The organism is Caballeronia mineralivorans PML1(12) (genome assembly GCF_001028175.1).
Classification (GTDB): domain Bacteria; phylum Pseudomonadota; class Gammaproteobacteria; order Burkholderiales; family Burkholderiaceae; genus Caballeronia; species Caballeronia mineralivorans.
On record NZ_AEJF01000009.1, the window covers coordinates 1 to 21,953 of the forward strand.

Here is a 21,953-nt window from a genome sequence, read left to right on the forward strand (position 1 = left end):
GCACGCTTCAACAAAAATGCCGTCCCGACGAAAGTCGTGACGGCATTTTTTGTCAGCACGGAAAGCCGCTCATCGAATCAGAACTGATCCTCGCTCAACGCGAGATACCCTTCCTGCCCATTGCCGCTGACAATCGATGCTTCGATGCCCGGCGCCTGCGACAGAATATGCTCGGCGAAGAACTGGGCCGTCGCGATCTTGGCGCCATAAAACGCTTCGTCCTCGCTGCGCTTCTTGGTTGCCACCAGCAGCGCGCGCGCCATTTGCCATCCGCCCAACACAATGCCTGCCAGCTTCAGGTACGGCACGCTGCCGGCGAACACCGCGTTCGGATCGCTTTTCACCTTCGCCACCATGAACTCGACCACCCGCGCCAGCGCGAGCGTTCCCGCGCTCAAATGCCGATGCATCGACTTGAAGGCCTGCCCGTCGCGCTCGGCCATCTGCGCGATGGTCTGATCGATCTGCGCAAAAATCGCCTGCGCGGTCGCGCCGCCGTCGCGTACGGTTTTGCGGCCGATCAGATCGTTGGCCTGGATCGCGGTCGTGCCTTCGTAGATCGTGAGAATTCTGGCATCGCGGTAATACTGCGCCGCGCCCGTTTCCTCGATGAATCCCATACCGCCGTGGACCTGCACGCCGAGGCTCGCGACATCGATGGAAAGCTCCGTGCTCCAGCCCTTCACGATCGGCACGAGAAATTCGTAGATGGCCTGATGACTGGCTCGCGCGGCTTCATCAGGATGATGATGCGCGAAGTCGCAATGCGCCGCCGCGACGTAAGCCAGCGCGCGCGACGCTTCCGTCAGTGCGCGCATGCTCAAGAGCATGCGGCGCACGTCAGGGTGGTGAATGATCGACACCGGCTGTTTGGCCGAGCCATCCACCGGCCGGCTTTGCACACGATCCTTCGCGAACGCGGCGGCCTTCTGATACGCCCGCTCCGACACGGCCACGCCCTGCAGCCCGACCGCAAAACGCGCCGCGTTCATCATGATGAACATGTACTCCAGCCCGCGATTTTCCTCGCCGATCAAATGACCGATCGCGCCGCCGCGATCGCCAAATTGCAGCACGGCTGTCGGGCTCGCCTTGATACCGAGCTTGTGTTCAATCGATACGCAATGCACGTCGTTACGAGCGCCGAGCGTGCCGTCTTTATCGGTGAGGAATTTGGGTACCAGGAAGAGCGAAATGCCCTTCACGCCGTCGGGCGCACCGGGCGTACGCGCCAGCACAAGATGGACGATGTTCTTCGCCATATCGTGCTCGCCGTAGGTGATGAAAATCTTCGTGCCGAACACCTTGAACGAGCCGTCGCCCTGCGGCTCGGCGCGCGTGCGAACCAGCGCGAGATCGGAGCCTGCTTGAGGTTCGGTGAGATTCATCGTGCCGGTCCATTCGCCTGAAATCAGCTTGGGCACGTAGAGCTGCTTCTGTTCCTCGGTCCCGGCCGTGAGCAACGCTTCGATAGCGCCATCAGTGAGCAGCGGGCACAACGCGAACGACAGGTTCGCCGCGTTCAACATTTCGATGCACGGCGTAGCGATCAGCTTCGGCAAGCCCTGACCGTCGTACTCGAGGGGATGCAGCACACCTTGCCAGCCGCCCTCACCGAACTGGCGGAATGCCTCCTTGAAACCGGGCGTAGTCGTGACCTCGCCGTTCTTCCAAAAGCTCGGATTCTTGTCGCCTTCGAAATTCAACGGCGCGACCACCTCGCCGTTAAAGCGCGCGGCTTCTTCAAGTACGGCTTGCGCCGTGTCGAGACTGGCGTCCTCGAAACCCGGTAGCGCTGCAATGCTTTCGATATCGGCTAGTTCCTTCATCACGAACAGCATGTCCTTGACGGGCGCTCTATAGCTCATGTCTTGTCTCCTCCAACAGATGTGAAAAGGGGCGCACGTATGTCGCCCCTTTTTTCGGTCTTGTTTTCTTTCCAGCCAGTGGCTTTAAGAACGATCAGCCAAGTTCTTTCACGAGATCCGGCACGACCGTGAACAAGTCACCCACGAGTCCATAGTCCGCGACGCCAAAGATCGGCGCTTCCGCGTCCTTGTTGATCGCGACGATGACCTTCGAATCCTTCATCCCGGCCAAGTGCTGAATCGCGCCCGAGATGCCGACGGCGACGTACAGGCTAGGCGCGACGATCTTGCCGGTTTGGCCGACTTGATAGTCGTTCGGCACGAACCCCGCGTCCACAGCAGCACGCGATGCGCCGAGCGCCGCGCCGAGTTTATCGGCGAGCGGCTCGAGTACTTTCATGTAGTTTTCGCCGCTGCCCAAACCCCGTCCGCCCGACACGATAATCTGCGCCGACGTCAGTTCCGGCCGGTCCAGCTTCGTCAATTCGCGGCTCACGAACCTGGAGATGCCCGCGTCGGCCGACGCTTCGATTTTCTCTACCAATGCACTGCCGCCCTCGGCCGCTACCGGATCGAAACCGGTGGAGCGAACCGTGATGACCTTGATCGCATCGCTTGATTGAACGGTGGCGATGGCATTGCCCGCGTAGATCGGACGCTCGAAGGTGTCCGCGCTGTCCACTGCGGTGATGTCGCTGATCTGCGCCACGTCCAGATGGGCCGCAATGCGCGGCGCGATGTTCTTACCGTAGGCAGTCGCCGGAGCCAGAATATGCGAATAGTTCTTCGCAATCTGAAGCACCGTACCGTCGATGTTCTCCGCGAGGCCATCGGCGAGTTGCGGGGCATCGGCGAGCAGTACTTTGCTCACGCCAGCGATCTTTGCCGCTGCATCCGCTGCCGCTTGCGCGTTCGAACCCGCGACCAGCACGTGGATATCGCCACCGATCTTCGAAGCAGCCGCGATAGTGTTCAACGTCGCCGCTTTGATCGATGCGTTGTCGTGTTCTGCAATTACAAGAATGGTCACTTTCCTAACTCCCTCACAGAACCTTGGCTTCGGTCTTCAACTTCTCGACCAGCGTCTTCACGTCCGGCACCTTCACGCCTGCGGAGCGCTGCGGCGGTTCGGCAACTTTGAGCGTCTTCAGGCGCGGCGTAACGTCAACACCCAGGTCCGCGGGCTTGAGCGTTTCCATCGGCTTTTTCTTGGCCTTCATGATGTTGGGCAGCGTCACATAACGCGGTTCGTTCAGGCGCAAGTCCGTGGTAATCACCGCGGGCAACGTCAGCGACAGCGTTTCCGAACCGCCATCGACTTCACGCGATACCGTGACTTTGCCATCGGCCACCGTCACCTTCGAGGCAAACGTTGCTTGCGGCAAACCGGCCAGCGCAGCAAGCATCTGACCCGTCTGGTTCGAGTCGTCGTCAATCGCCTGCTTGCCGAGGATGATCAATTGCGGCTGCTCTTTATCGACCAGCGCCTTCAAGATCTTCGCCACTGCCAGCGGCTGCAATTCCTCAGTCGATTCGACCAGGATCGCGCGATCCGCACCAATCGCCATCGCAGTACGCAGCGTTTCCTGACATTGCGTGACCCCACACGACACTGCGATTACTTCGGTCGCCACGCCCGCTTCGCGCAGGCGCACGGCTTCTTCCACGGCGATTTCATCGAACGGGTTCATCGACATCTTCACGTTCGCGATATCGACTGCACTGCCATCCGGCTTTACCCGGACTTTCACGTTGTAGTCGACCACGCGTTTGACTGGCACCAAGATTTTCATGCACACGCTCCTAAGTTACGAATACGTCATCCCAAACCCATTATAACGAGTGACTCCCGCCGCCGAATGCTTACGGCGGATCCGGCGAAGTCCGTCAGGCTTTGCACAATCAGTGGATGCTTATTTTTACAGCACGATCGTTCTATTTTACGCATGGAACCCCACGGATAGCAATCGGGGTTGTGCTCTAGAACCGGCACATTTGCGGCTTTTTGGCCAGTGGTTCTTGTGACCCTTTTGCTCCAGACAAGCAGCGGGCTCGCAATGCGCATCCGGACTATCATCTGCGGCATCCCGATTTGGCCGTCAGACCATGCAAAAAACCGCGCACAGCACGTATTCGACCAGCAGCATCGCCACACGCGATGGCATCGGCCTTCATCTTCACCGGTGGCAAGCCGCTGCCACGTTCCCCAAACCGCTGGCGAGAATCGCACTGGTGCACGGGTTGGCGGAGCACGCGCGTCGATACGACGCCTTCGCGCTGCGCCTGAACGCGGCGGGAATCGAATTGATTTCGGCGGATCTGCGCGGCCACGGCAAATCGCCGGGCGAGCGCGTGTGGATTGAATCCTTCGACGACTATCTGCTTGACACTGACGCCCTCCTCAACGCGGCGGAAACGACCGCGCCGCTCAAGATTCCGTTGTTCCTGATGGGACATAGCATGGGTGGCGCGATAGCAGCGCTTTACGCAATCGAGCGCCTGCCGGAAAACGGCCGGAAACTTGCCGGGCTGATCTTGTCGAGCGCTGCGCTTAAACCGCCGGCGAGCGCGCCGCGCTGGAAGCTCAAGCTGGGTGGTTTGATCAGCCGCTTGATGCCGCGCTTCCCCGCGATGACCGTCGATCCAGCCACGTTGTCGCGCGCGCACGGCGTGGTCGAGGCGAACCGGCGCGATCCGCTCGTTCATCATCGGCCGATACCCGCGCGAACGGCAGCGCAGATCGTGGCCGCCATGCGGCGCATCGCTGCTGGACGTGCCTCGATCAACCTGCCGCTATTCGTGTTTCACGGCACGCAAGACGCGCTCACCAACCCGGACGGCAGCCGCGAATTCGAGGCCAATACCGGTTCAACGGATAGCACGCTGATGATCCTGGAAGGCAGCTATCACGAGACGCTCAACGACCTTGACCGGGATCGCGTGATCAAGGCGCTGATCGATTGGGCGCTCGTGCGCGCCGAGCTTCAGCGGACACGCATGTAGGCTTTTGATCGTTTGTTCTTCGAGGGTAGACGATCAGATCTCGGCCAGCGCGCGCACATGCGCGACCACGCTGCGCCCGAGCGCCGACAAGTTGTACCCGCCCTCGAGACTACTGACAATACGGCCCTTGGCATGCCGCTTCGCCACCGCGCGGATCTGCTCGGTCAGCCACGTGTAGTCATCCTCGACCAGGCCCATATTGCCGAGATCGTCCTCTCGATGCGCATCGAAACCTGCGGAGACGAAGATCATCTGCGGCTTGAATTCATCGAGTCTCGGCAGCCACATCAGGTCGACGGCTTCGCGCACGGCCATACCTTTCGTACGCGCGGGCATCGGTAGATTGACCATGTTCGACGCGTGATTGTCGGCGCCGCTATACGGGTAAAACGGATGCTGGAAAAAACTGCACATCAGCACGCGCGGATCGCCCGAGAATGCGGCTTCCGTGCCGTTGCCGTGATGCACGTCGAAGTCGATGATGGCCACGCGCTCCAGACCATGCACTTCGAGCGCGTGACGCGCCGCGATCGCAATGTTGTTGAAAAGGCAGAAGCCCATCGCGCGCGCCGGTTCCGCGTGATGTCCCGGTGGCCGCACACTGCAGAACGCGTTGTCGTAAGTGCCGGCGATCACGGCGTCGGTGGCGGCGACTGCGGCGCCTGCCGCGCGCAACGCGGCGTGATAAGAGCCCGGCGACATCAACGTATCGGGGTCAATCTCCGCACGGCCCACTGAGGGCGCCGTCTCTTTGACGAAATCGATATGCGCCTGCGTATGAACCCGCGCCAGGTCCTCTTCACTCGCGAGCGGTGCTTCTTCGCGCTCGATCAACGTGTCGATACGACTCGCAATCAACTGATCCTCGATCGCCTGAAGACGCGCGGGGCACTCGGGATGCCACGGCCCCATGTCGTGAAGAAGGCAATCTGGATGCGAATAAAAACCGGTAGCCATGATGGTATGTGCAGCAGGGCGTGCCGTGCCGCGTGTCTCGAATCGTTCGGATGTTTTTGTCGTACGCGATGCCAACGTTTTCGGCCACCTGCCTGTTAGCGGCCGAACGCGCGCACCGCGCGGGTTCTTGTTAAGTTACCACATTGAAAATGACACAGTCCTTCACCACCGTTTTTGCGGCCTGCGCGCTCGCCAGCGGGGCTTTCGGGATAGCGCTGAAAACGCGTCGGTTATACTGATCCGACTCTCGTATGCCCTGCGCGTTTTTCCAGCGCGCCTCGCGTTACACCGCCACAATTACGCACACTATGACCTTTAAGTTTGCATCGACCGTCTTGCCTCTTTCGGCGCGAACCGCGCGCCTCGCCTCAGTTGCTTGCCTCGTTGGCGCACTCGGCACACTGGGTATCGGTCAGGCAGTTGCGCAATCGCAACCGCAACCTCCGACACCGCAAGGGCAGATGTTCGAAGAGGAAATCGTGCCGCAGCGTTACGCGAACAATCCCAATGTGGATGCGTTCATCAACGATCTCGTCGCGCGTTACGACTTCGATTCCGCCGCCTTGCACGACCTCTTCAATCGCGTGAGTTATTCGGCGACGGCCGTGAAACTGGTGCTGCCTTCGCCCACACCCGCCAGCAAGAACTGGCACGCATACCAGGCACGTTTTGTGGAGCCGGTGCGCATTGCGGCCGGTGTGAAATTCTGGCGCGCGAATCAGGCTGCGCTGCAGCGTGCGTCGGATCAATACGGTGTGCCGCCGGAAGCGATTGTCGGGATTATCGGCGTGGAAACCATCTATGGCCGCTATATGGGCAATTTCCGCGCGCTCGATGCTTTGACCACGCTGACCTTCGATTATCCCGACACGCCGAATCGCACCGAGCGCCAGGCGACGTTCCGCAAGAATCTCGAGGATTTGCTGGTCTGGACGCACGACCAGCAAATCGATCCGACCACCGTGCTCGGTTCGTACACGGGCGCGATCGGCATACCGCAATTCCTGCCTAGCAGCATCGTTCAGTACGCAGTGGATTTCGATGGCAACGGCCATATCGATTTGCGGACCAGTCCCGCCGACGCCATCGGCAGCGTCGCGAATTATCTGAAGCAACACGGCTGGGAATCGGGACGGCCAGTGGTCTGGAGGATCGCCGGCGACACCGGCAGCCAAGGCGTTGCGCAAGCCGCCGCCGATGGTCAGCCCGAACCGCACTGGTCGCTCGCGCAACTCACGAAAGCCGGGATGCTGATGAGCGAGCCGGGGCTCAACACAATGGCCGAAGCGGGTACGCCGGTGACGGTAGTCGACTTGCCTACGCCGGGCCGTGCGACTGAATACACGCTTGGCCTGAAGAACTTCTATGTGCTCACGCGCTACAACCGCAGCTTCTTTTATGCGCTCGCGGTGTATCAGCTTGGTGAAGCGGTGAAGGCACAGATGTCGGCAGGTAATGCTGGTGTTTCAGCTTCGCAATGACGTAGCGGTGAGGCGTCGTAGCTGACGCAGGATACAAAAAGGCAGGATACAAAAAGCCCGGTAGTGCCGGGCTTTTTTTGCGCTTTCGTTTTAGCTTTCGCGTATGACCCAAGCCGATGTCAGGCCGGGAACACGCCCGTCGACAAGTAACGGTCACCGCGATCGCAGACTACAAACACGATGGTCGCATTCTCGACCTGACGCGCCACGCGCAGCGCCACTTCACACGCGCCGCCGGAAGAGATCCCGCTAAAGATGCCTTCCACCGATGCCAGCCGCCGCGCCATCGCTTCAGATGCGGCCTGACTGACACTTTCCGTGCGATCTACGCGGCTGCGATCGAAGATTTTCGGCAGATACGCTTCGGGCCATTTACGAATGCCCGGGATACGTGAGCCTTCTTCCGGCTGCGCCCCGATGATCTCGATGTTCTCGTTCTGTTCCTTCAGATATTGCGACACGCCCATGATCGTGCCGGTCGTGCCCATGGCGGACACGAAGTGCGTGATGCGGCCTTCGGTGTCGCGCCAAAGTTCCGGGCCGGTCGTCTCGTAGTGGGCGAGTGGATTATCCGGATTCGCAAATTGATCGAGGATGATGCCCTTGCCGTCGCGCTGCATTTGTTCAGCCAGATCGCGTGCGTACTCCATGCCGCCGGTTACCGGCGTGAGCACGATTTGCGCGCCGTAGGCAGCCATGCTTTGGCGACGTTCGATCGACAGGTCTTCCGGCATCAGCAGCACCATTTTGTAGCCGCGAATAGCGGCGGCCATGGCGAGCGCGATACCGGTGTTGCCGCTGGTCGATTCGATCAGCGTGTCGCCGGGTTTGATGCGGCCGCGCTCTTCCGCTTTCTTGATCATCGAGAGTGCCGGGCGGTCCTTCACCGACCCCGCCGGGTTGTTGCCCTCGAGCTTGCCGAGAATCACGTTGTTGCGGCTGCGAATTTCGTCGTCCGGGATGCGGACCAGTTGCACCAGTGGCGTATTGCCGATGGTGTCTTCGATAGTCTTGTAAGCCATAGCGGGTCGTGGGTTGCTGCGGTCGATAAGCTATCGATTGTAGCCTAGGGGGTTTCTGGGTGCCGGGCGGCCCTATTGGACGCAGGGGTTGGTTTGCGGGCGCTTTGCGGGCTGCCGGCGAGCAGAAGGCGTATCGATCGACCGGCGCGCCGAGCGATGCGCCAGCCCGCGCTACTTCTTCACAGTAACCGCAGCGGCAGCCGGTTTGGTCCCGGCGGCCGCAGCCGCCACCTGCGCCCCACCCGGTCCGATGGTCAGCCCTTCAGCCTGCAGGCCGCTCAACGGTCTTGCCGCCCATGCCCTTGACGCGTTTGCTCAACTCGGCCGCGTCTTTAAATGGACCGTGTGCTTCGCGTTCATCGAGAATGGCTTTCGCCTTGGCCGGCCCAATGCCCTTGATGCCGCGTAACGCGTCGGAATTGGCGTTGTTGATATCCACGGCAGCGAACGCCGAACCCATGGATACGGCCAGCGTGAAGGCCGCGAGAAGTTTCTTGATGATGTGAGTCTCCCTTGAAAACCGGTCGGCGACGATCGCTGACCGGGAGACCCCGTGTAGGAAAACGGCGAGTGCTTTTATAGCTGAGCGAACAGCCAACGCACATAGCGATCGACGCCTTCCTGAACCGTCAGGAACGGTGCGTCGTACCCCGCCTCGCGCAGCTTCGACTGGTTCGCCTGCGTAAAACACTGGTACTTGCCACGCAGCGCGTCAGGGAATGGAATGTATTCGATCAACCCGCGTTGCACGAGCTCCGCCAGCGACAACGGCGCTTCGCCATCAATCGCCCGCAACGAGTTCACCACCGTCGACGCAATGTCGTTGAACGGCTGCGCGCGCCCCGTGCCGAGGTTGAAAATACCCGACTTCTCCGGATGATCGAAGAAGTGCAGATTGACCTTCGTCACATCTTCCACCGACACGAAATCGCGCGTCTGCTCACCCGCGCCATACCCGTTGTATTCGCCAAAGAGCTTGACCTTGCCCTCGGCGCGGAACTGGTTGAAGTTGTGGAACGCCACGGACGCCATGCGCCCTTTATGGCTTTCGCGCTGCCCATATACATTGAAGTAGCGAAAGCCGGCAATCTGGCTGCGCGCGGTGGGCAAGATCTGGCGGATAACCTGATCGAAGAGAAATTTCGAGTAGCCGTACACATTCAGCGGCTTTTCCACTTCACGGCTTTCCACGAACTCGCTCGATCCGCCATACACCGCCGCCGACGATGCGTACAGGAACTGCACGCCCTGCTCCAGGCACGTATCAAGCACGTCGCGGCTGTAGCGGAAGTTGTTTTCCATCATGTAGCGGCCGTCGGTTTCCATCGTGTCCGAACACGCGCCTTCGTGGAAAATCGCTTTGACCTTACCGAAATCGCCGCGCTTGAAGCGCGCGACAAACTCGGTTTTATCGAGGTAATCGTCGATCTCGCAATCGACCAGGTTCTTGAACTTGTCGGCGCGCGTCAGATTGTCCACTGCGATCACGCGCTGTTCGCCACGCTCGTTGAGCGCCTTGACGATGTTGCTGCCGATAAACCCGGCCGCGCCGGTAACGATGATTGTCATGGTGATGTCAGGCGAAAAGTTCGTTGTAGTCGACGGTCGCCGTACCGAGCTTCCCGACGACGATTCCCGCTGCCCGGTTGGCGTAAGCGATCGAGTCAATCAGCGGCACACCCGCGCCCAGCATGGTTGCAACAGTTGCAATGACCGTGTCGCCGGCACCCGAAACATCATACACTTCGCGCGCATCAGCCTGCGTGTGGACGACTTTGCCGGCGGTGAAGAGCGTCATGCCTTCTTCGGACCGCGTGAGCAGCAACGCGCCGAGATCGAGCGATTCACGCAACGCCGTCACGCGCGCAAGCAAATCTTCTTCCGAGTTCCAGCGCCCGACCACTTCGCGCAATTCCGCGCGATTCGGCGTGATCAGCGTGGCGCCGCGATAGCGGTCCCAGTCGTCGCCTTTCGGGTCGACCAGCACCGGTTTGCCCGCTCGCTTCGCATTGGCGATCATTTGCGTCACATGCGTCAGGCCGCCCTTCGCGTAGTCCGACATCAGGATCACATCGTGTTGCGGCAAGAGCGTCTCGAATCGGGCGAGACACGCGCTCAGGACTTCGTGCGTCGGCGAATTTTCGAAATCGACGCGCAGCAGTTGTTGCTGGCGCGACAACACGCGCAACTTGATGGTCGTGAGCAATTCGGGATCGCGTTCGAGGAACGCAGTGACCCGGCTCTCCCCCAGCAATTCCACGATGCGCTCACCCGGCTCATCGTGTCCGACCACGCACAGCAAGCCCGCCTGCGCACCCAGTGCGGCCGCGTTGCGCGCCACGTTCGCCGCGCCGCCAAGCCGGTCTTCCTTGCGCTGCACGTGCACGACCGGCACCGGCGCTTCCGGGGAGATACGGTTCACATCGCCGAACCAGTAGCGGTCGAGCATCACGTCGCCGACCACCAGCACACGCGCCGCCGCAATGCGCGCGCGCGGGACCGGTGGAACGGGAGCGTTCGACCCGACGGCGGGCACCATTGCGTCAGGCGACGGGGAATTCGACATGGGGACGTCCTATTGCAAAATAGTCGATGCCGAGTTCCGCCATCGCTTCAGGTTCATACAGGTTGCGGCCATCGAAGATGACCGGCATCTTGAGTTCGCTCTTCAAATGCGCGAAGTCGGGGCTCTTGAATTCCTTCCACTCGGTCACGATCACCAGGGCATCCGCGCCGGACAACGCGTCCTTCTGCGAATCGACGAAATGCAGGCGCTCGAGTTGCTGCGGTTTATCGGCGAGATCGAGCGCGAATACACGGCGGCTTTCCGGCAGCGCCACCGGATCGTAAGCACGAACCGTCGCACCACGCTCAAGCAGCGCACCAATCAGCCGGCGGCTCGACGCCTCGCGCATGTCGTCGGTATTCGGCTTGAACGCAAGGCCCCACACGGCGAACGTGCGGCCGCGCAAGTCTTCGCCCATGCGCTTCGTGATCTTGCCGACAAGGACTTCCTTTTGCAGATCGTTCACTTCTTCCACGGCTTCCAGAATCCGCAGCCGATGCCCGTTCTCGCGCGCCGTCTGCGCCAACGCCTGAACGTCCTTCGGGAAACACGAGCCGCCGTAACCACAGCCGGCATACAGGAAGTGATACCCGATGCGCGGATCCGAACCAATGCCACGACGCACCGCTTCAATATCCGCACCCACGGCATCGGCGAGATTCGATAGATCGTTCATGAACGAGATGCGCGTGGCGAGCATGGCGTTCGCGGCGTACTTCGTGAATTCCGCCGAACGCACGTCCATGTAGAGCGTTCGATCGTGATTGCGGTTGAACGGCGCATAGAGGCGCTTGATCATTTCGCGCGCCCGCTGACCGGCTTCGTCGTCGTCCACGCCGAGCACGATGCGGTCGGGGCGCATGAAGTCGTCGACGGCAGCGCCTTCCTTCAGGAACTCCGGATTCGATAAAACCGAAAAGGCGTTCTTCCCTGTCGGTTCAATCCCACGAGCCTTCAATTCCTCTTCGACCACGTTGCGCACGTGCTGGGCTGTGCCGACCGGGACCGTCGATTTATCGACGATCACCCTGAAGCCGTTCGCATAACGCCCGATGTTGCGCGCCGCCTCGAGCACGTACTGCAGGTCGGCGGAACCGTCCTCGTCCGGCGGCGTTCCGACCGCGATGAACTGGATCTCGCCGTGCTCGACGCTTTCCTTGATATCGGTGGAAAAGCGAATGCGGCCGGCGGCCCGAGTACGTTTTAGTATCTCGTGCAAGCCCGGCTCGTGAATCGGCACGCCGCCGTTGTTGAGGATCTCGATCTTGCGTGCATCGACGTCCAGACACAGCACGTCGTTGCCAATTTCAGCGAGGCACGCGCCGGTCACTAGTCCGACGTAGCCCGTCCCGATGATGGATATTTTCATAAGCGTTCCGGAGAAACCGGTGATTGTCGAAGGATCAGGCCAAAACGGCCGCTAAGTCCGATCGGTTCAAACATTGCACGTCCCGTGCGAGCCTGGCCGCGCTCAAGTCCGTGGTCACGAATCCGCGTTCAGGTGGATGCGGTGATCGGCTCGACGCGGCGCGGCGCATAGGTTTCCCAGCCGCTGCAGCCAGGACACTGCCAGTAAAAGAGACGCGCGCGGAAACCGCAATTCTGGCACGTGTAGCGTGGCAGGTTCTTGGTCCGCTGCTTGACTAGCGTGCGCATCAGTTCGAGTTCGCTGCGACGCGGTTCCTCGGCCGTGGCAACCTGCGCTTCCAGCAGCCGCGTCATGCCGGCAACATTCGGCGACGTTTGCATCTGATGGCGAGCGAGCGTGTGTGCCGCTTCCAGTCCGCGCAGTTCCGCGACGTGCTTGAACGCCACATCGAGCAGGTCGTTCGACGGATAGCGATTCACGTAGTCAACGAGCAGATCAACGCCCTCACCCGTTCGGCCAAGTTGCGCATACGCCTGCACCAGTTTTTCCGCGACGAGCGGCAGATACGCAGCATTCTGCGCTTCCACGCGACGCCAGCACGCGATGGCGGACTCCAGATCGCCACCGGCGGCATCGACGTCGCCAACCAGGATCGTCGCCCGCACGTTGTCGGGATTGGCCGCGAGCGCGAGCTTCAGTTCCGCCCGGGCTTCCGCTGGATTCTTGCGCTGCAGTGCTTCCTGCGCGAGTTCGCAATGGAACTGTGCGACTTCCTTCTCGAGCGACACCGCGCCCATCTCTTCAATCCGCCCGGCGGTTGCAATCGACTTTTTCCAGTCCTTCTCGATCTCGTAGATAGTCAGCAACGCACGCTGCGCGCCGAGCGCATATTCGCCGGCTTCGAGCGAACGGAACGTCTCCTCGGCGCGGTCCAGCATGCCCGCCTTCAGGAAATCCTGGCCCAGTTCGAACAGGGCGTGATCGCGTTCGGCAACCGGCAGATCGGCGCGGCTCAGCAGGTTCTGATGCACCCGAATCGCCCGGTCCGTCTCGCCGCGCCGGCGAAACAGGTTACCGAGCGCAAAGTGCAGTTCGATGGTTTCAGGGTCAAGCTTCGCAACTTCGATAAAAGCGTCGATTGCCTTGTCGTGTTGCTCGTTGAGCAGGAAATTGAGGCCGCGAAAATACGAGCGCGGCAGATTCGCGTTTTCGGACAGCAGCGTTTTCAGGTCATAGCGGGATGCCATCCAGCCGAGAGCGAATGCGATCGGAATGACAAGCAGCCACCAGAAGTCTAGATCCATGCGGATTCTTGAAAAGAGTTAAGGGCCAGCGCGGGGTGCCGGAAGCGGGCACCCGGCCGCACTGGCGCGAGCCGGTCAGATCAGAGGCGGCATAGGCGGTTCCATCGGCACGACCGGGACATCGTGCGCCACCCGCAATTCACGTTTGAGCCGGGCATTTTCCATCCGCAAGCGAAACAGCGAGGGCAGCAACGAGAGCAATCCCGCCAGCAAGCCGACGACAAAAAACGCCAACGCGATCAGAATCAGCGGCGCTTGCCAGAAGTAGCCGGCGAGGAAATTGAGTGTCGCACTTTGCTTGTTGAGCAATGCCAGCACGAGCAGGAGTACGAAAACCAGTACACGGATCAGCCAGACAAAAAATTTCATAAGGGTCTCTTTGACGGCAATAGCGGAACGACGCAGAGGGCCACACGGGCACCGGATACAGCACCGATACACACCGGGATCCACGAGTGACGCAAAGCGCGGGCCACGCTGCCCTTGGTTGTTGGCGTCCGGTATTGTAATTGAAGCGTATGGGGCAATGCGCAACGGCTTGGGACGATAGGCCGATAGGCAGGACGTTTGCGCGAGTTTACCGTTCCGCGGTGCCGGGCAAAATAACGATGGCGAACGAGCGTGCGAAACGGCAGCGAGAGCGACGTACGCGCCGCCGAGGCATAAAAAAAGCACCCTTGCGGGTGCTTTTTCCGGTCATTTGCCGCTGGCTGTTTCGATCCGCGCGCTGATTTCAACCGAAGCAACGCGGACGCCGCTTAAACGTCGTCGTCTTCGTCACTGTCCGATTCATTCGACTGCTTCAGCGGCTCTCCCGCGCGTCCGTCTACCCGTTCACGCAACTCCTTGCCAGGCTTGAAATGCGGTACGAATTTCTCCGGTACCAGCACCTTCTCCCCCGACTTGGGATTGCGTCCAACGCGCGATGGACGACGATTGAGGCCGAAACTGCCGAAGCCGCGGATTTCGATGCGATGGCCGTTGGCCAAAGCGTCCGACATCGCATCGAGCATCGTCTTCACCGCGAAATCCGCATCTTTAAGAACAAGTTGCGGAAATCGCAGCGCCAGTTGGGCGACCAATTCCGATTTGGTCATACTGCAGCAGTACCTTGCGGCTTAGCCGTTCTGGCCGTCGAGCTTGGCCTTCAACAGCGCGCCAAGGTTCGTCGTGCCGGTGGCAGCCGTGCTCGAGTCGGCCGAAGCCAGACCACGGATTGCTTCCTGCTGTTCAGCCGAATCCTTGGCCTTGATCGACAGGTTGATGCCACGCGACTTGCGATCGATGTTGATGATCATCGCGTTGACCTTGTCGCCTTCCTTCAGCACGTTGCGAGCATCTTCCACGCGGTCCTGAGCGATTTCCGAGGCGCGGAGATAACCTTCCACGTCCGCCGTCAACGTCACGACTGCGCCCTTCGCGTCCACCGACTTGACCACACCGTCGACCGTCGCGCCCTTGTCGTTCATTGCCACGAAGTTGCTGAACGGATCGCCTTCGAGTTGCTTGATGCCCAGCGAAATGCGTTCCTTCTCGACGTCGATACCCAGAACGATAGCCTGGACTTCGTCGCCCTTCTTGTACTTGCGAACCGCTTCTTCGCCCGTTTCGCTCCACGACAGGTCCGAGAGGTGAACCAGACCGTCGATGCCGCCCGGCAAACCGATGAACACGCCGAAGTCGGTGATCGACTTGATGGCGCCTTCCAGCTTGTCGCCCTTCTTGAAGTTGCGGCTGAAGTCGTCCCACGGGTTCGGCTTGCACTGCTTCATGCCAAGGCTGATACGGCGGCGGTCTTCGTCGATTTCGAGAACCATGACTTCGACTTCGTCGCCCAACTGCACAACCTTCGACGGTGCAACGTTCTTGTTCGTCCAGTCCATTTCCGACACGTGGACCAAGCCTTCGATACCCGATTCCACTTCGACGAATGCGCCGTAGTCGGTGATGTTGGTGACCTTACCGAACAGGCGCGTGCCCGACGGGTAACGGCGGGAAATGCCTTCCCACGGATCGTCGCCCAGTTGCTTGATACCCAGCGAAACGCGGTTCTTCTCTTGGTCGAACTTGAGGATCTTCGCGGTGACTTCCTGGCCAACCGAGAGCACTTCGCTCGGGTGACGCACGCGACGCCATGCGATGTCCGTGATGTGCAGCAGGCCGTCGATACCGCCGAGGTCCACGAATGCGCCGTAGTCCGTGATGTTCTTGACCACGCCTTCCACGATCGCGCCTTCCTTCAGCGTTTCGAGCAGCTTTGCGCGCTCTTCGCCTTGGGTGGCTTCGATCACGGCGCGGCGCGACAACACGACGTTGTTACGCTTGCGGTCAAGCTTGATCACGCGGAATTCGAGGGTCTTGCCTTCGTACGGCGTGGTGTCCTTGACCGGACGCGTGTCAACCAGCGAACCCGGCAGGAACGCGCGGATGCCGTTGACCATCACGGTCATGCCGCCCTTGACCTTGCCCGTGATCGTGCCGGTCACGAGTTCGTTGTTGTCGAGCGCTTTTTCCAGCGACAGCCACGAAGCCAGACGCTTCGCCTTGTCGCGCGACAGGATGGTGTCGCCATAACCGTTTTCCAGGGCGTCGATAGCCACGGAAACAAAGTCGCCCGCCTGCACTTCTACCTCGCCCGCGTCGTTCAGGAACTCTTCGAGCGGGATGTAGGCTTCGGACTTGAGACCAGCGTTGACGACCACGAAATTGTGGTCGACGCGCACGACTTCGGCGGAAATGACTTCACCCGCACGCATGTCCTGCTTGGTCAGCGACTCTTCAAACAGAGCCGCAAAAGATTCGGTATTCGGGGTAGAGGTTTGCAGGTCGGACATAAAAATCGATAGTTGCGCAGCTGCTTCGCGATGCCTGCCCGAATCAGTTCGGACCGATGGCAAAAAAGGCGAGCGCCACACGGGGTTGAGGGGTTAAAACACGCTCCATGTTTCTCATGGAGCTCCAAAGCAAAGCCGCCAAACGTCGGCTTTTTGCAACAAACTACACGTGAATTGCGCTAAACCAAATGAAACCAACCGATGATCTGATCGACAGCCTGGTCGACAGATAACCCGGAGGTATCCAGCGTCTTCGCGTCCGCTGCGGGCTTGAGCGGTGCGGCTACCCGGTTACTGTCCCGTGCGTCGCGCTCGCGCAAATCTCTCAGCAAGTCTTCCATATTAGCAGAAAAGCCTTTTTGTATCAATTGCTTATGCCGCCGGGCAGCCCGTGCTTCAACGCTGGCCGTGAGAAACACCTTGAGCGTTGCATCGGGGAAAATAACGGTGCCCATGTCGCGGCCGTCGGCAACGAGGCCCGGAGGCTTGCGAAACGCCCGCTGGCGGGCAATCAGCGCCGTCCTAACCTGGGCGTGGACGGCGATTGCCGAGGCGCGATTGCCGATTTCTTCGGCGCGAATTTCCGTCGATACATCCACGCCGTCGAGCTGCGCCAAGCCTTCCCGGAACGTGATGTGAAGATCCGCGACAAGCTCGGCGAGCGCGTCGCCGTCGTCGGGTTCGATGTTGTAGCGCGCGCTCGCGAGCGCCGTCAGCCTGTACAACGCGCCGCTATCGAGTAAGTGGAAACCTAGCGTGGCCGCGACAACCGCAGCGACCGTGCCTTTGCCCGAAGCCGTCGGGCCGTCAATGGTGATAACCGGAGTCTGGTGAAAGGGACGAATGTGTTTCATCGGAGACGTCCGGATCGGCGAGCGGCTGCGCGCGGGGTCGGGGCTTTCATCGTTGCGTTCATATTCGTCATGGTCCTCAGGCCTTCGCGAGCTTCGCAAATTGCTCAAAGTAATCCGGGAAGGTCTTGCCGACGCATTTCGGGTCGTTGATGCGCACCGGCACGCCACCCAGGCTCACGAGCGAGAAACACATCGCCATGCGATGGTCGTCGTAGGTATCGATGGCTGCGTTGGGCGTCAGTTGAGCCGGCGGCGTCACCACGAGGTAATCCGCGCCCTCTTCCACCGTCGCGCCGACCTTGCGCAGCTCCGTGGCCATCGCAGCAATCCGGTCCGTCTCCTTCACCCGCCAGCTCGCGATATTGCGCAGCGTGGTCGTGCCGGTGGCGAACAGCGCGGCGACGGCAATCGTCATCGCGGCGTCGGGAATCAGGTTGAAATCCATGTCGATGGCCATGAGTTTGCCGTCGTCAGATTCCACGCCGCGCACTTCGATCCAGTCGTCGCCCAGCATCACGTTGGCGCCCATGCGGATGAGGGCATCGGCGAAATTCACGTCGCCCTGGATGCTCGCGCGGCCCACGCCTTCCACTCGCAGCGGTCCGCCACCCAGCGCACCGGCTGCGAGGAAGTAGGACGCCGACGACGCATCACCTTCCACCGCGATCGTTCCCGGCGACGCGTAACGGGCGCCAGCCGGCAACGTGAAGCTCTTCCAGCCATCGCGCTCGACGGTCATGCCGAAACGCTCCATCAGCTTGATCGTGATGTCGATGTACGGCTTCGAGATCAACTCGCCATCCACTTCCACGACGATCGGACCGCGCGTGCTCCGGGCCAACGGCAAGCTCATCAGCAAAGCGGTCAGGAACTGGCTGGAGACATCACCGCGGACACGGATCGGCTGATCGACGGCAATCTCGGCCGGATGAATGCGCAGCGGCGGGAAACCGTCGTTCGCTTCGTAATCGATCTGCGCGCCGATCTGCCGCAAGCCATCGACGAGATCGCCGATCGGCCGTTCATGCATGCGCGGCACACCATGCACGCGATATTCACCGCCGTTCAGCGCCAACGCGGCCGTGAGCGGACGCACCGCTGTGCCCGCATTGCCAAGAAAAAGCTCCGCCGATTTCACCGGAAAGCCACCACCCGTGCCTTTTACGACACATCGCTCGCCGTCGTTCTTCACTTCGACGCCCAGCTTGTCGAGCGCGGCGAGCATCACGCGGGTGTCGTCGGAATCGAGCAGATTTGTAATCACCGTTTCGCCCTCTGCCAGCGCGGCGAGCAGCAAAACACGGTTAGAAATGCTCTTCGATCCGGGTAGCCGGACCGTGCCGGACGCACGTGAAAAAGGTCCGAGATCGAGGTGTTCCATGGGTCAAGTCCAGTTAGTCAGGTCCAGCTAGCTATTGTGTGGAATCATCGGCGGCTTTGATCGCGCCGCCTTGTTGCCAAACGCTACGCGCCGTGCGCGAGCGTTCGAATGCGGCTTCGAGCGCGGCGCCGTCGGAGGCATCTATAGCCTCACGAAAACGCGCCAGCACCTTGGTATAAGCATCGATTTCAGTCAGCAGCGCCGCCCGGTTCGCGATACACACGTCGCGCCACATTTCCGGACTCGACGCCGCGATGCGCGTGAAATCGCGGAAACCACCGGCTGCGAACGAGAACTTGAGTGCGGCATCTGGCGCTTCCAGAATCTGCTCGACGAGCGCAAACGACAACACGTGCGGCAAATGGCTCACCGACGCGAACACGCCGTCATGCTGCTCAGCCGACATTCGATGCACGCTCGCGCCAGTCGCGAGCCACATCGCGGCGACGCGCTCCACCGACTCCGGCGTGTTCTCCGGCAGCGGACACAACACCACGTTTCGATCGACGTAGAGATCGGGCAACGCGGCATCGACACCGCTCGATTCGCGCCCGGCAATCGGGTGGCCCGGCACAAACTGCGCAGCGCGATCGCCCAGCGCGGCGCGCGCCGCCGAGACGGCGTCATTTTTTGTGCTGCCGGCATCGGTGACGATGGTGCGTGCGTCGAGAAACGGCGCGATCCGCCGCAGCAACGGCGCCGTTTGCGCGACGGGAGCGGCGATCAGCACGAAATCGGCACCACGCAGCGCATGCTCGAGCGCGCGATCGTCGTCGAGCAGCACGGCCGAGTCGATCACGCCGAGCTCCAGCGCGCGTTCGACAGACTTCATCGAACGCCCAACGCCTACGACCTCGCCGGTCGCACCTGAGCGTTCACGCAAAGCGCGCGCAAGCGATCCGCCGATCAGGCCGACGCCGAAAATCACGAGTTTATTGAATGAGAACGCGGCCACGAGACATCGATAAAAACGCGCCTTTCGGCGCGATGGGTGAACAATCGAACGAGCCCGGGTTTTATCTAAAAAAGCCCGGGCGAAACTAATCAAGCAGTCGCCGACAGCGCCTTTTCAAGCGCAGCAATAAACGCTTCGTTCTCGTCCGGCAAGCCGATCGTGACACGCAGCCATGGAAACAAACCATAGTTGGCAACCGGCCGCACGATCACGCCTTGCTTGAGCAATGCGATGTTCACGCGTTGTCCGGCGGCGTCGTCACTACCCACGCGCACCATCACGAAGTTGCCGTCGGATGGCACATATTCCAGACCGAGTTTGTCGAAGGCTTCAGTCAGCCGGCGATAACCCGCCGCGTTGATCTCTGCGCTCTTCGCCAGAAACGCGGTGTCCTTCAAGGCAGCAATCGCAGCGGCTTGCGCCATCGAATTCACGTTGAAGGGCTGACGCAGGCGATTCAGCAAGTCGGTCAGTTCCGGCTGCGCGATGGCAAAACCCACGCGCAATCCGGCCAGCCCGAACGCCTTCGAAAACGTCCGCGACACGAGCAGATTCGGATAGCGGCGCACCCAGTCGATGGAATCGTAGCGCTTGTCCTTCGCCAGATATTCCGTGTACGCCTCGTCTAGCACGATCGCCACGTGACGCGGCACGCGCGCGATGAACGCCTCGAGCGTCGGGCCTTCGATAAACGTGCCCGTCGGATTATTCGGATTCGCGACGAACACGAGACGCGTGTCGTCGGCAATGCTGCTAAGCATCGCATCGAGATCGTGACCGTATTTCACGGCCGGCACGACGATCGCACGCGCGCCCAGACCCTGCGTGGCGAGTGCATACACGGCGAACGAATACTGCGAATAGACAACCGACTGGCCCTTCTCCACGAACGCATGCGCGGCGATTTCGAGAATGTCGTTGCTACCGTTGCCGAGCGTGACCCATTCGGGCGGCACGCCATAACGCTCGCTCAGCGCTGCCTTCAAGTCGAAACCGTTCGAGTCCGGATAGCGGCCGAGTTCCGCCACGGCTTGCGCCATCGCGAGTTTGGCCGACTCAGGCATGCCGAGCGGATTTTCATTCGACGCGAGCTTCACGATGTCCGCTTCGTTGAGTCCGAATTCACGCGCCACTTCCGAGATGGGCTTGCCGGCAATATAAGGCGCGATCGCGCGCACGTAGGAAGGGCCGAATTGCGATGTCATGTTTTCTCCAGCGTTTTTAAAGGGCTCAACTCAACGAGCGCGCGCATACGAGCCGAGGATCTTGAGGAACTCCGCTTTTTTGCCCAGTTCTTCGAGCGCGGCGGCAACCGGCGCGTCGTCGCGATGACCTTCCACGTCGATATAAAAGTAGTATTCCCACGTGCCGACACGCGCCGGACGCGATTCAAAACGGGTCATCGATACCCCGTGACGCGCCAGCGGTTCCAGCAATTTCAGCAACGCGCCCGGCTCGTTCGCCACCGACACAATCAGCGACGTCTGGTCGTATCCGCTCACACCCGTGCGCTCTTTACCGATCATCACGAAGCGCGTGCGGTTGTGCGGGTCGTCCTGGATCAGCGCGCTCACCACGCCAAGGCCGTAGTGCGTGGCCGCACGATCGCCCGCGATAGCCGCAATAGTCGGATCGCCAACCGCAAGCCGCGCCGCTTCCGCATTACTCGATACCGCCTGACGCTCCAAAGTAGGCGCGTTCGCGGTGAGCCAGTGCTGGCATTGTGCGAGGGCTTGCGGATGCGCGAACACGCGCGTGACGCCCTTGAGCGTGCCGGATGCGGTGAGCAAATTGTGGTGGATCGGCAAAGCCAGTTCGCCGCTGATCACCAGCGACGTTTGCAACAACAAATCCAGCGTCCGCGATACCGCGCCCTCCGCTGAATTCTCGACCGGCACCACGCCGAATTCAGCGGCGCCGGCTTCAACCGAGCGAAACACTTCGTCGATGGAAGGACACGGCACGCCTTCGATGGAATGTCCGAAATACTCGAACATCGCCTGCTCGCTGTAGGTCCCGACCGGACCGAGATACGCGGCGCGCAGCGTTTGTTCCAGCGCGCGGCTCGCAGCCATGATCTCGCGCCAGATCGAGCTGATGTGATCTCCGCCAAGCGGCCCTTCGCTCATCTCCTGAAGCCGCGCGATGACCTGCATTTCGCGCTCGGGACGAAACACCGGCGCGTTGAAATGCTTCTTCACCTCGCCCACTTCGAGCGCCACGGCGGCACGCTGGTTCAGGAGCGCGATGAGCTGCGCGTCGAGCGCATCGATGCGTTCGCGCAGCGGTATGAGTCGAGAATTAAGGTCGTCGTCCATGCGTTGTATGAGATGAGTCGATCCGGCTTGGCGCGCCAAGC

The 21,953-nt window shown here is 60.8% G+C and carries 19 protein-coding genes and 1 pseudogene; 2 read left to right on the top strand and 18 right to left on the bottom strand.

Going from position 1 to position 21,953, the window contains the following annotated elements; all coding sequences use genetic code 11:
- Nucleotides 1-77: 77 nt before the first annotated feature.
- The 3 genes from EOS_RS01515 to EOS_RS01525 all read right to left on the bottom strand — a co-directional run bounded on the left by EOS_RS01515 (nucleotide 78) and on the right by EOS_RS01525 (nucleotide 3,661).
- Nucleotides 78-1,868, bottom strand: coding sequence for an acyl-CoA dehydrogenase (locus EOS_RS01515; protein WP_047844843.1), 1,791 nt, complete (start codon nucleotides 1,866-1,868; stop codon nucleotides 78-80).
- A gap of 94 nt (nucleotides 1,869-1,962) precedes the next feature.
- The gene (locus tag EOS_RS01520; RefSeq protein ID WP_047844844.1) at nucleotides 1,963-2,898 is read right to left on the bottom strand and encodes an electron transfer flavoprotein subunit alpha/FixB family protein; all 936 of its coding nucleotides are present in this window, start codon (nucleotides 2,896-2,898) and stop codon (nucleotides 1,963-1,965) included.
- A 13-nt stretch (nucleotides 2,899-2,911) separates the two neighbouring features.
- A complete protein-coding gene (locus EOS_RS01525; RefSeq protein WP_047844845.1) occupies nucleotides 2,912-3,661 on the bottom strand; it encodes an electron transfer flavoprotein subunit beta/FixA family protein in 750 nt (249 codons plus the stop codon).
- Between the two features lie 313 nt (nucleotides 3,662-3,974).
- Here EOS_RS01525 and EOS_RS01530 point away from each other — a divergent pair, with 313 nt between their 5' ends.
- Entirely contained in the window at nucleotides 3,975-4,871 is an 897-nt protein-coding gene (locus EOS_RS01530) for an alpha/beta hydrolase (RefSeq protein ID WP_047844846.1), read from the top strand.
- Nucleotides 4,872-4,904: 33 nt separating this feature from the next.
- Here EOS_RS01530 and EOS_RS01535 read toward each other — a convergent pair whose 3' ends face one another.
- A complete protein-coding gene (locus EOS_RS01535) occupies nucleotides 4,905-5,828 on the bottom strand; it encodes a histone deacetylase family protein (RefSeq protein ID WP_047844873.1) in 924 nt (307 codons plus the stop codon).
- 308 nt (nucleotides 5,829-6,136) lie between these two features.
- Between EOS_RS01535 and mltB the strand changes: the two genes are divergently transcribed.
- Complete coding sequence (gene mltB, locus EOS_RS01540) at nucleotides 6,137-7,309, top strand: lytic murein transglycosylase B (protein WP_047844874.1); 1,173 nt, start codon at nucleotides 6,137-6,139, stop codon at nucleotides 7,307-7,309.
- Nucleotides 7,310-7,428: 119 nt separating this feature from the next.
- Here mltB and cysM read toward each other — a convergent pair whose 3' ends face one another.
- The 14 genes and pseudogenes from cysM to pheA all read right to left on the bottom strand — a co-directional run bounded on the left by cysM (nucleotide 7,429) and on the right by pheA (nucleotide 21,912).
- A complete protein-coding gene (gene cysM, locus EOS_RS01545) occupies nucleotides 7,429-8,331 on the bottom strand; it encodes a cysteine synthase CysM (RefSeq protein ID WP_047844847.1) in 903 nt (300 codons plus the stop codon).
- Between the two features lie 171 nt (nucleotides 8,332-8,502).
- Nucleotides 8,503-8,833: pseudogene (locus EOS_RS01550) on the bottom strand (ComEA family DNA-binding protein).
- A 74-nt stretch (nucleotides 8,834-8,907) separates the two neighbouring features.
- Nucleotides 8,908-9,900 (bottom strand): ADP-glyceromanno-heptose 6-epimerase, encoded by a 993-nt coding sequence (rfaD, locus tag EOS_RS01555; protein ID WP_047844848.1) that lies wholly within the window; start codon nucleotides 9,898-9,900, stop codon nucleotides 8,908-8,910.
- 7 nt (nucleotides 9,901-9,907) lie between these two features.
- Nucleotides 9,908-10,870: a D-glycero-beta-D-manno-heptose-7-phosphate kinase gene (gene rfaE1 / locus EOS_RS01560; RefSeq protein WP_053063716.1), complete on the bottom strand. Its 963-nt coding sequence runs from the start codon at nucleotides 10,868-10,870 to the stop codon at nucleotides 9,908-9,910.
- A 4-nt stretch (nucleotides 10,871-10,874) separates the two neighbouring features.
- Nucleotides 10,875-12,266, bottom strand: coding sequence for a UDP-glucose dehydrogenase family protein (locus EOS_RS01565; RefSeq protein WP_047844849.1), 1,392 nt, complete (start codon nucleotides 12,264-12,266; stop codon nucleotides 10,875-10,877).
- A gap of 128 nt (nucleotides 12,267-12,394) precedes the next feature.
- Complete coding sequence (gene lapB, locus EOS_RS01570; protein ID WP_047844850.1) at nucleotides 12,395-13,570, bottom strand: lipopolysaccharide assembly protein LapB; 1,176 nt, start codon at nucleotides 13,568-13,570, stop codon at nucleotides 12,395-12,397.
- A gap of 75 nt (nucleotides 13,571-13,645) precedes the next feature.
- Complete coding sequence (locus EOS_RS01575) at nucleotides 13,646-13,939, bottom strand: lipopolysaccharide assembly protein LapA domain-containing protein (RefSeq protein WP_047844851.1); 294 nt, start codon at nucleotides 13,937-13,939, stop codon at nucleotides 13,646-13,648.
- Between the two features lie 389 nt (nucleotides 13,940-14,328).
- Nucleotides 14,329-14,667 carry an integration host factor subunit beta gene (locus EOS_RS01580; RefSeq protein WP_047844852.1) on the bottom strand — a complete coding sequence of 113 codons (339 nt, stop codon included), beginning with the start codon at nucleotides 14,665-14,667 and terminating at the stop codon, nucleotides 14,329-14,331.
- 21 nt (nucleotides 14,668-14,688) lie between these two features.
- On the bottom strand, nucleotides 14,689-16,404 hold the full coding sequence (rpsA, locus tag EOS_RS01585; protein WP_047844853.1) for a 30S ribosomal protein S1: 1,716 nt from the start codon (nucleotides 16,402-16,404) through the stop codon (nucleotides 14,689-14,691).
- A gap of 179 nt (nucleotides 16,405-16,583) precedes the next feature.
- A complete protein-coding gene (cmk, locus tag EOS_RS01590) occupies nucleotides 16,584-17,258 on the bottom strand; it encodes a (d)CMP kinase (protein WP_047844854.1) in 675 nt (224 codons plus the stop codon).
- 76 nt (nucleotides 17,259-17,334) lie between these two features.
- A complete protein-coding gene (gene aroA, locus EOS_RS01595) occupies nucleotides 17,335-18,639 on the bottom strand; it encodes a 3-phosphoshikimate 1-carboxyvinyltransferase (RefSeq protein ID WP_047844855.1) in 1,305 nt (434 codons plus the stop codon).
- 31 nt (nucleotides 18,640-18,670) lie between these two features.
- Nucleotides 18,671-19,594 (bottom strand): prephenate dehydrogenase, encoded by a 924-nt coding sequence (locus EOS_RS01600; protein ID WP_082163185.1) that lies wholly within the window; start codon nucleotides 19,592-19,594, stop codon nucleotides 18,671-18,673.
- Nucleotides 19,595-19,683: 89 nt separating this feature from the next.
- Nucleotides 19,684-20,799 carry a histidinol-phosphate transaminase gene (gene hisC, locus EOS_RS01605; RefSeq protein ID WP_047844856.1) on the bottom strand — a complete coding sequence of 372 codons (1,116 nt, stop codon included), beginning with the start codon at nucleotides 20,797-20,799 and terminating at the stop codon, nucleotides 19,684-19,686.
- Between the two features lie 30 nt (nucleotides 20,800-20,829).
- Nucleotides 20,830-21,912 (bottom strand): prephenate dehydratase, encoded by a 1,083-nt coding sequence (gene pheA, locus EOS_RS01610; protein WP_047844857.1) that lies wholly within the window; start codon nucleotides 21,910-21,912, stop codon nucleotides 20,830-20,832.
- Nucleotides 21,913-21,953 lie beyond the last annotated feature (41 nt).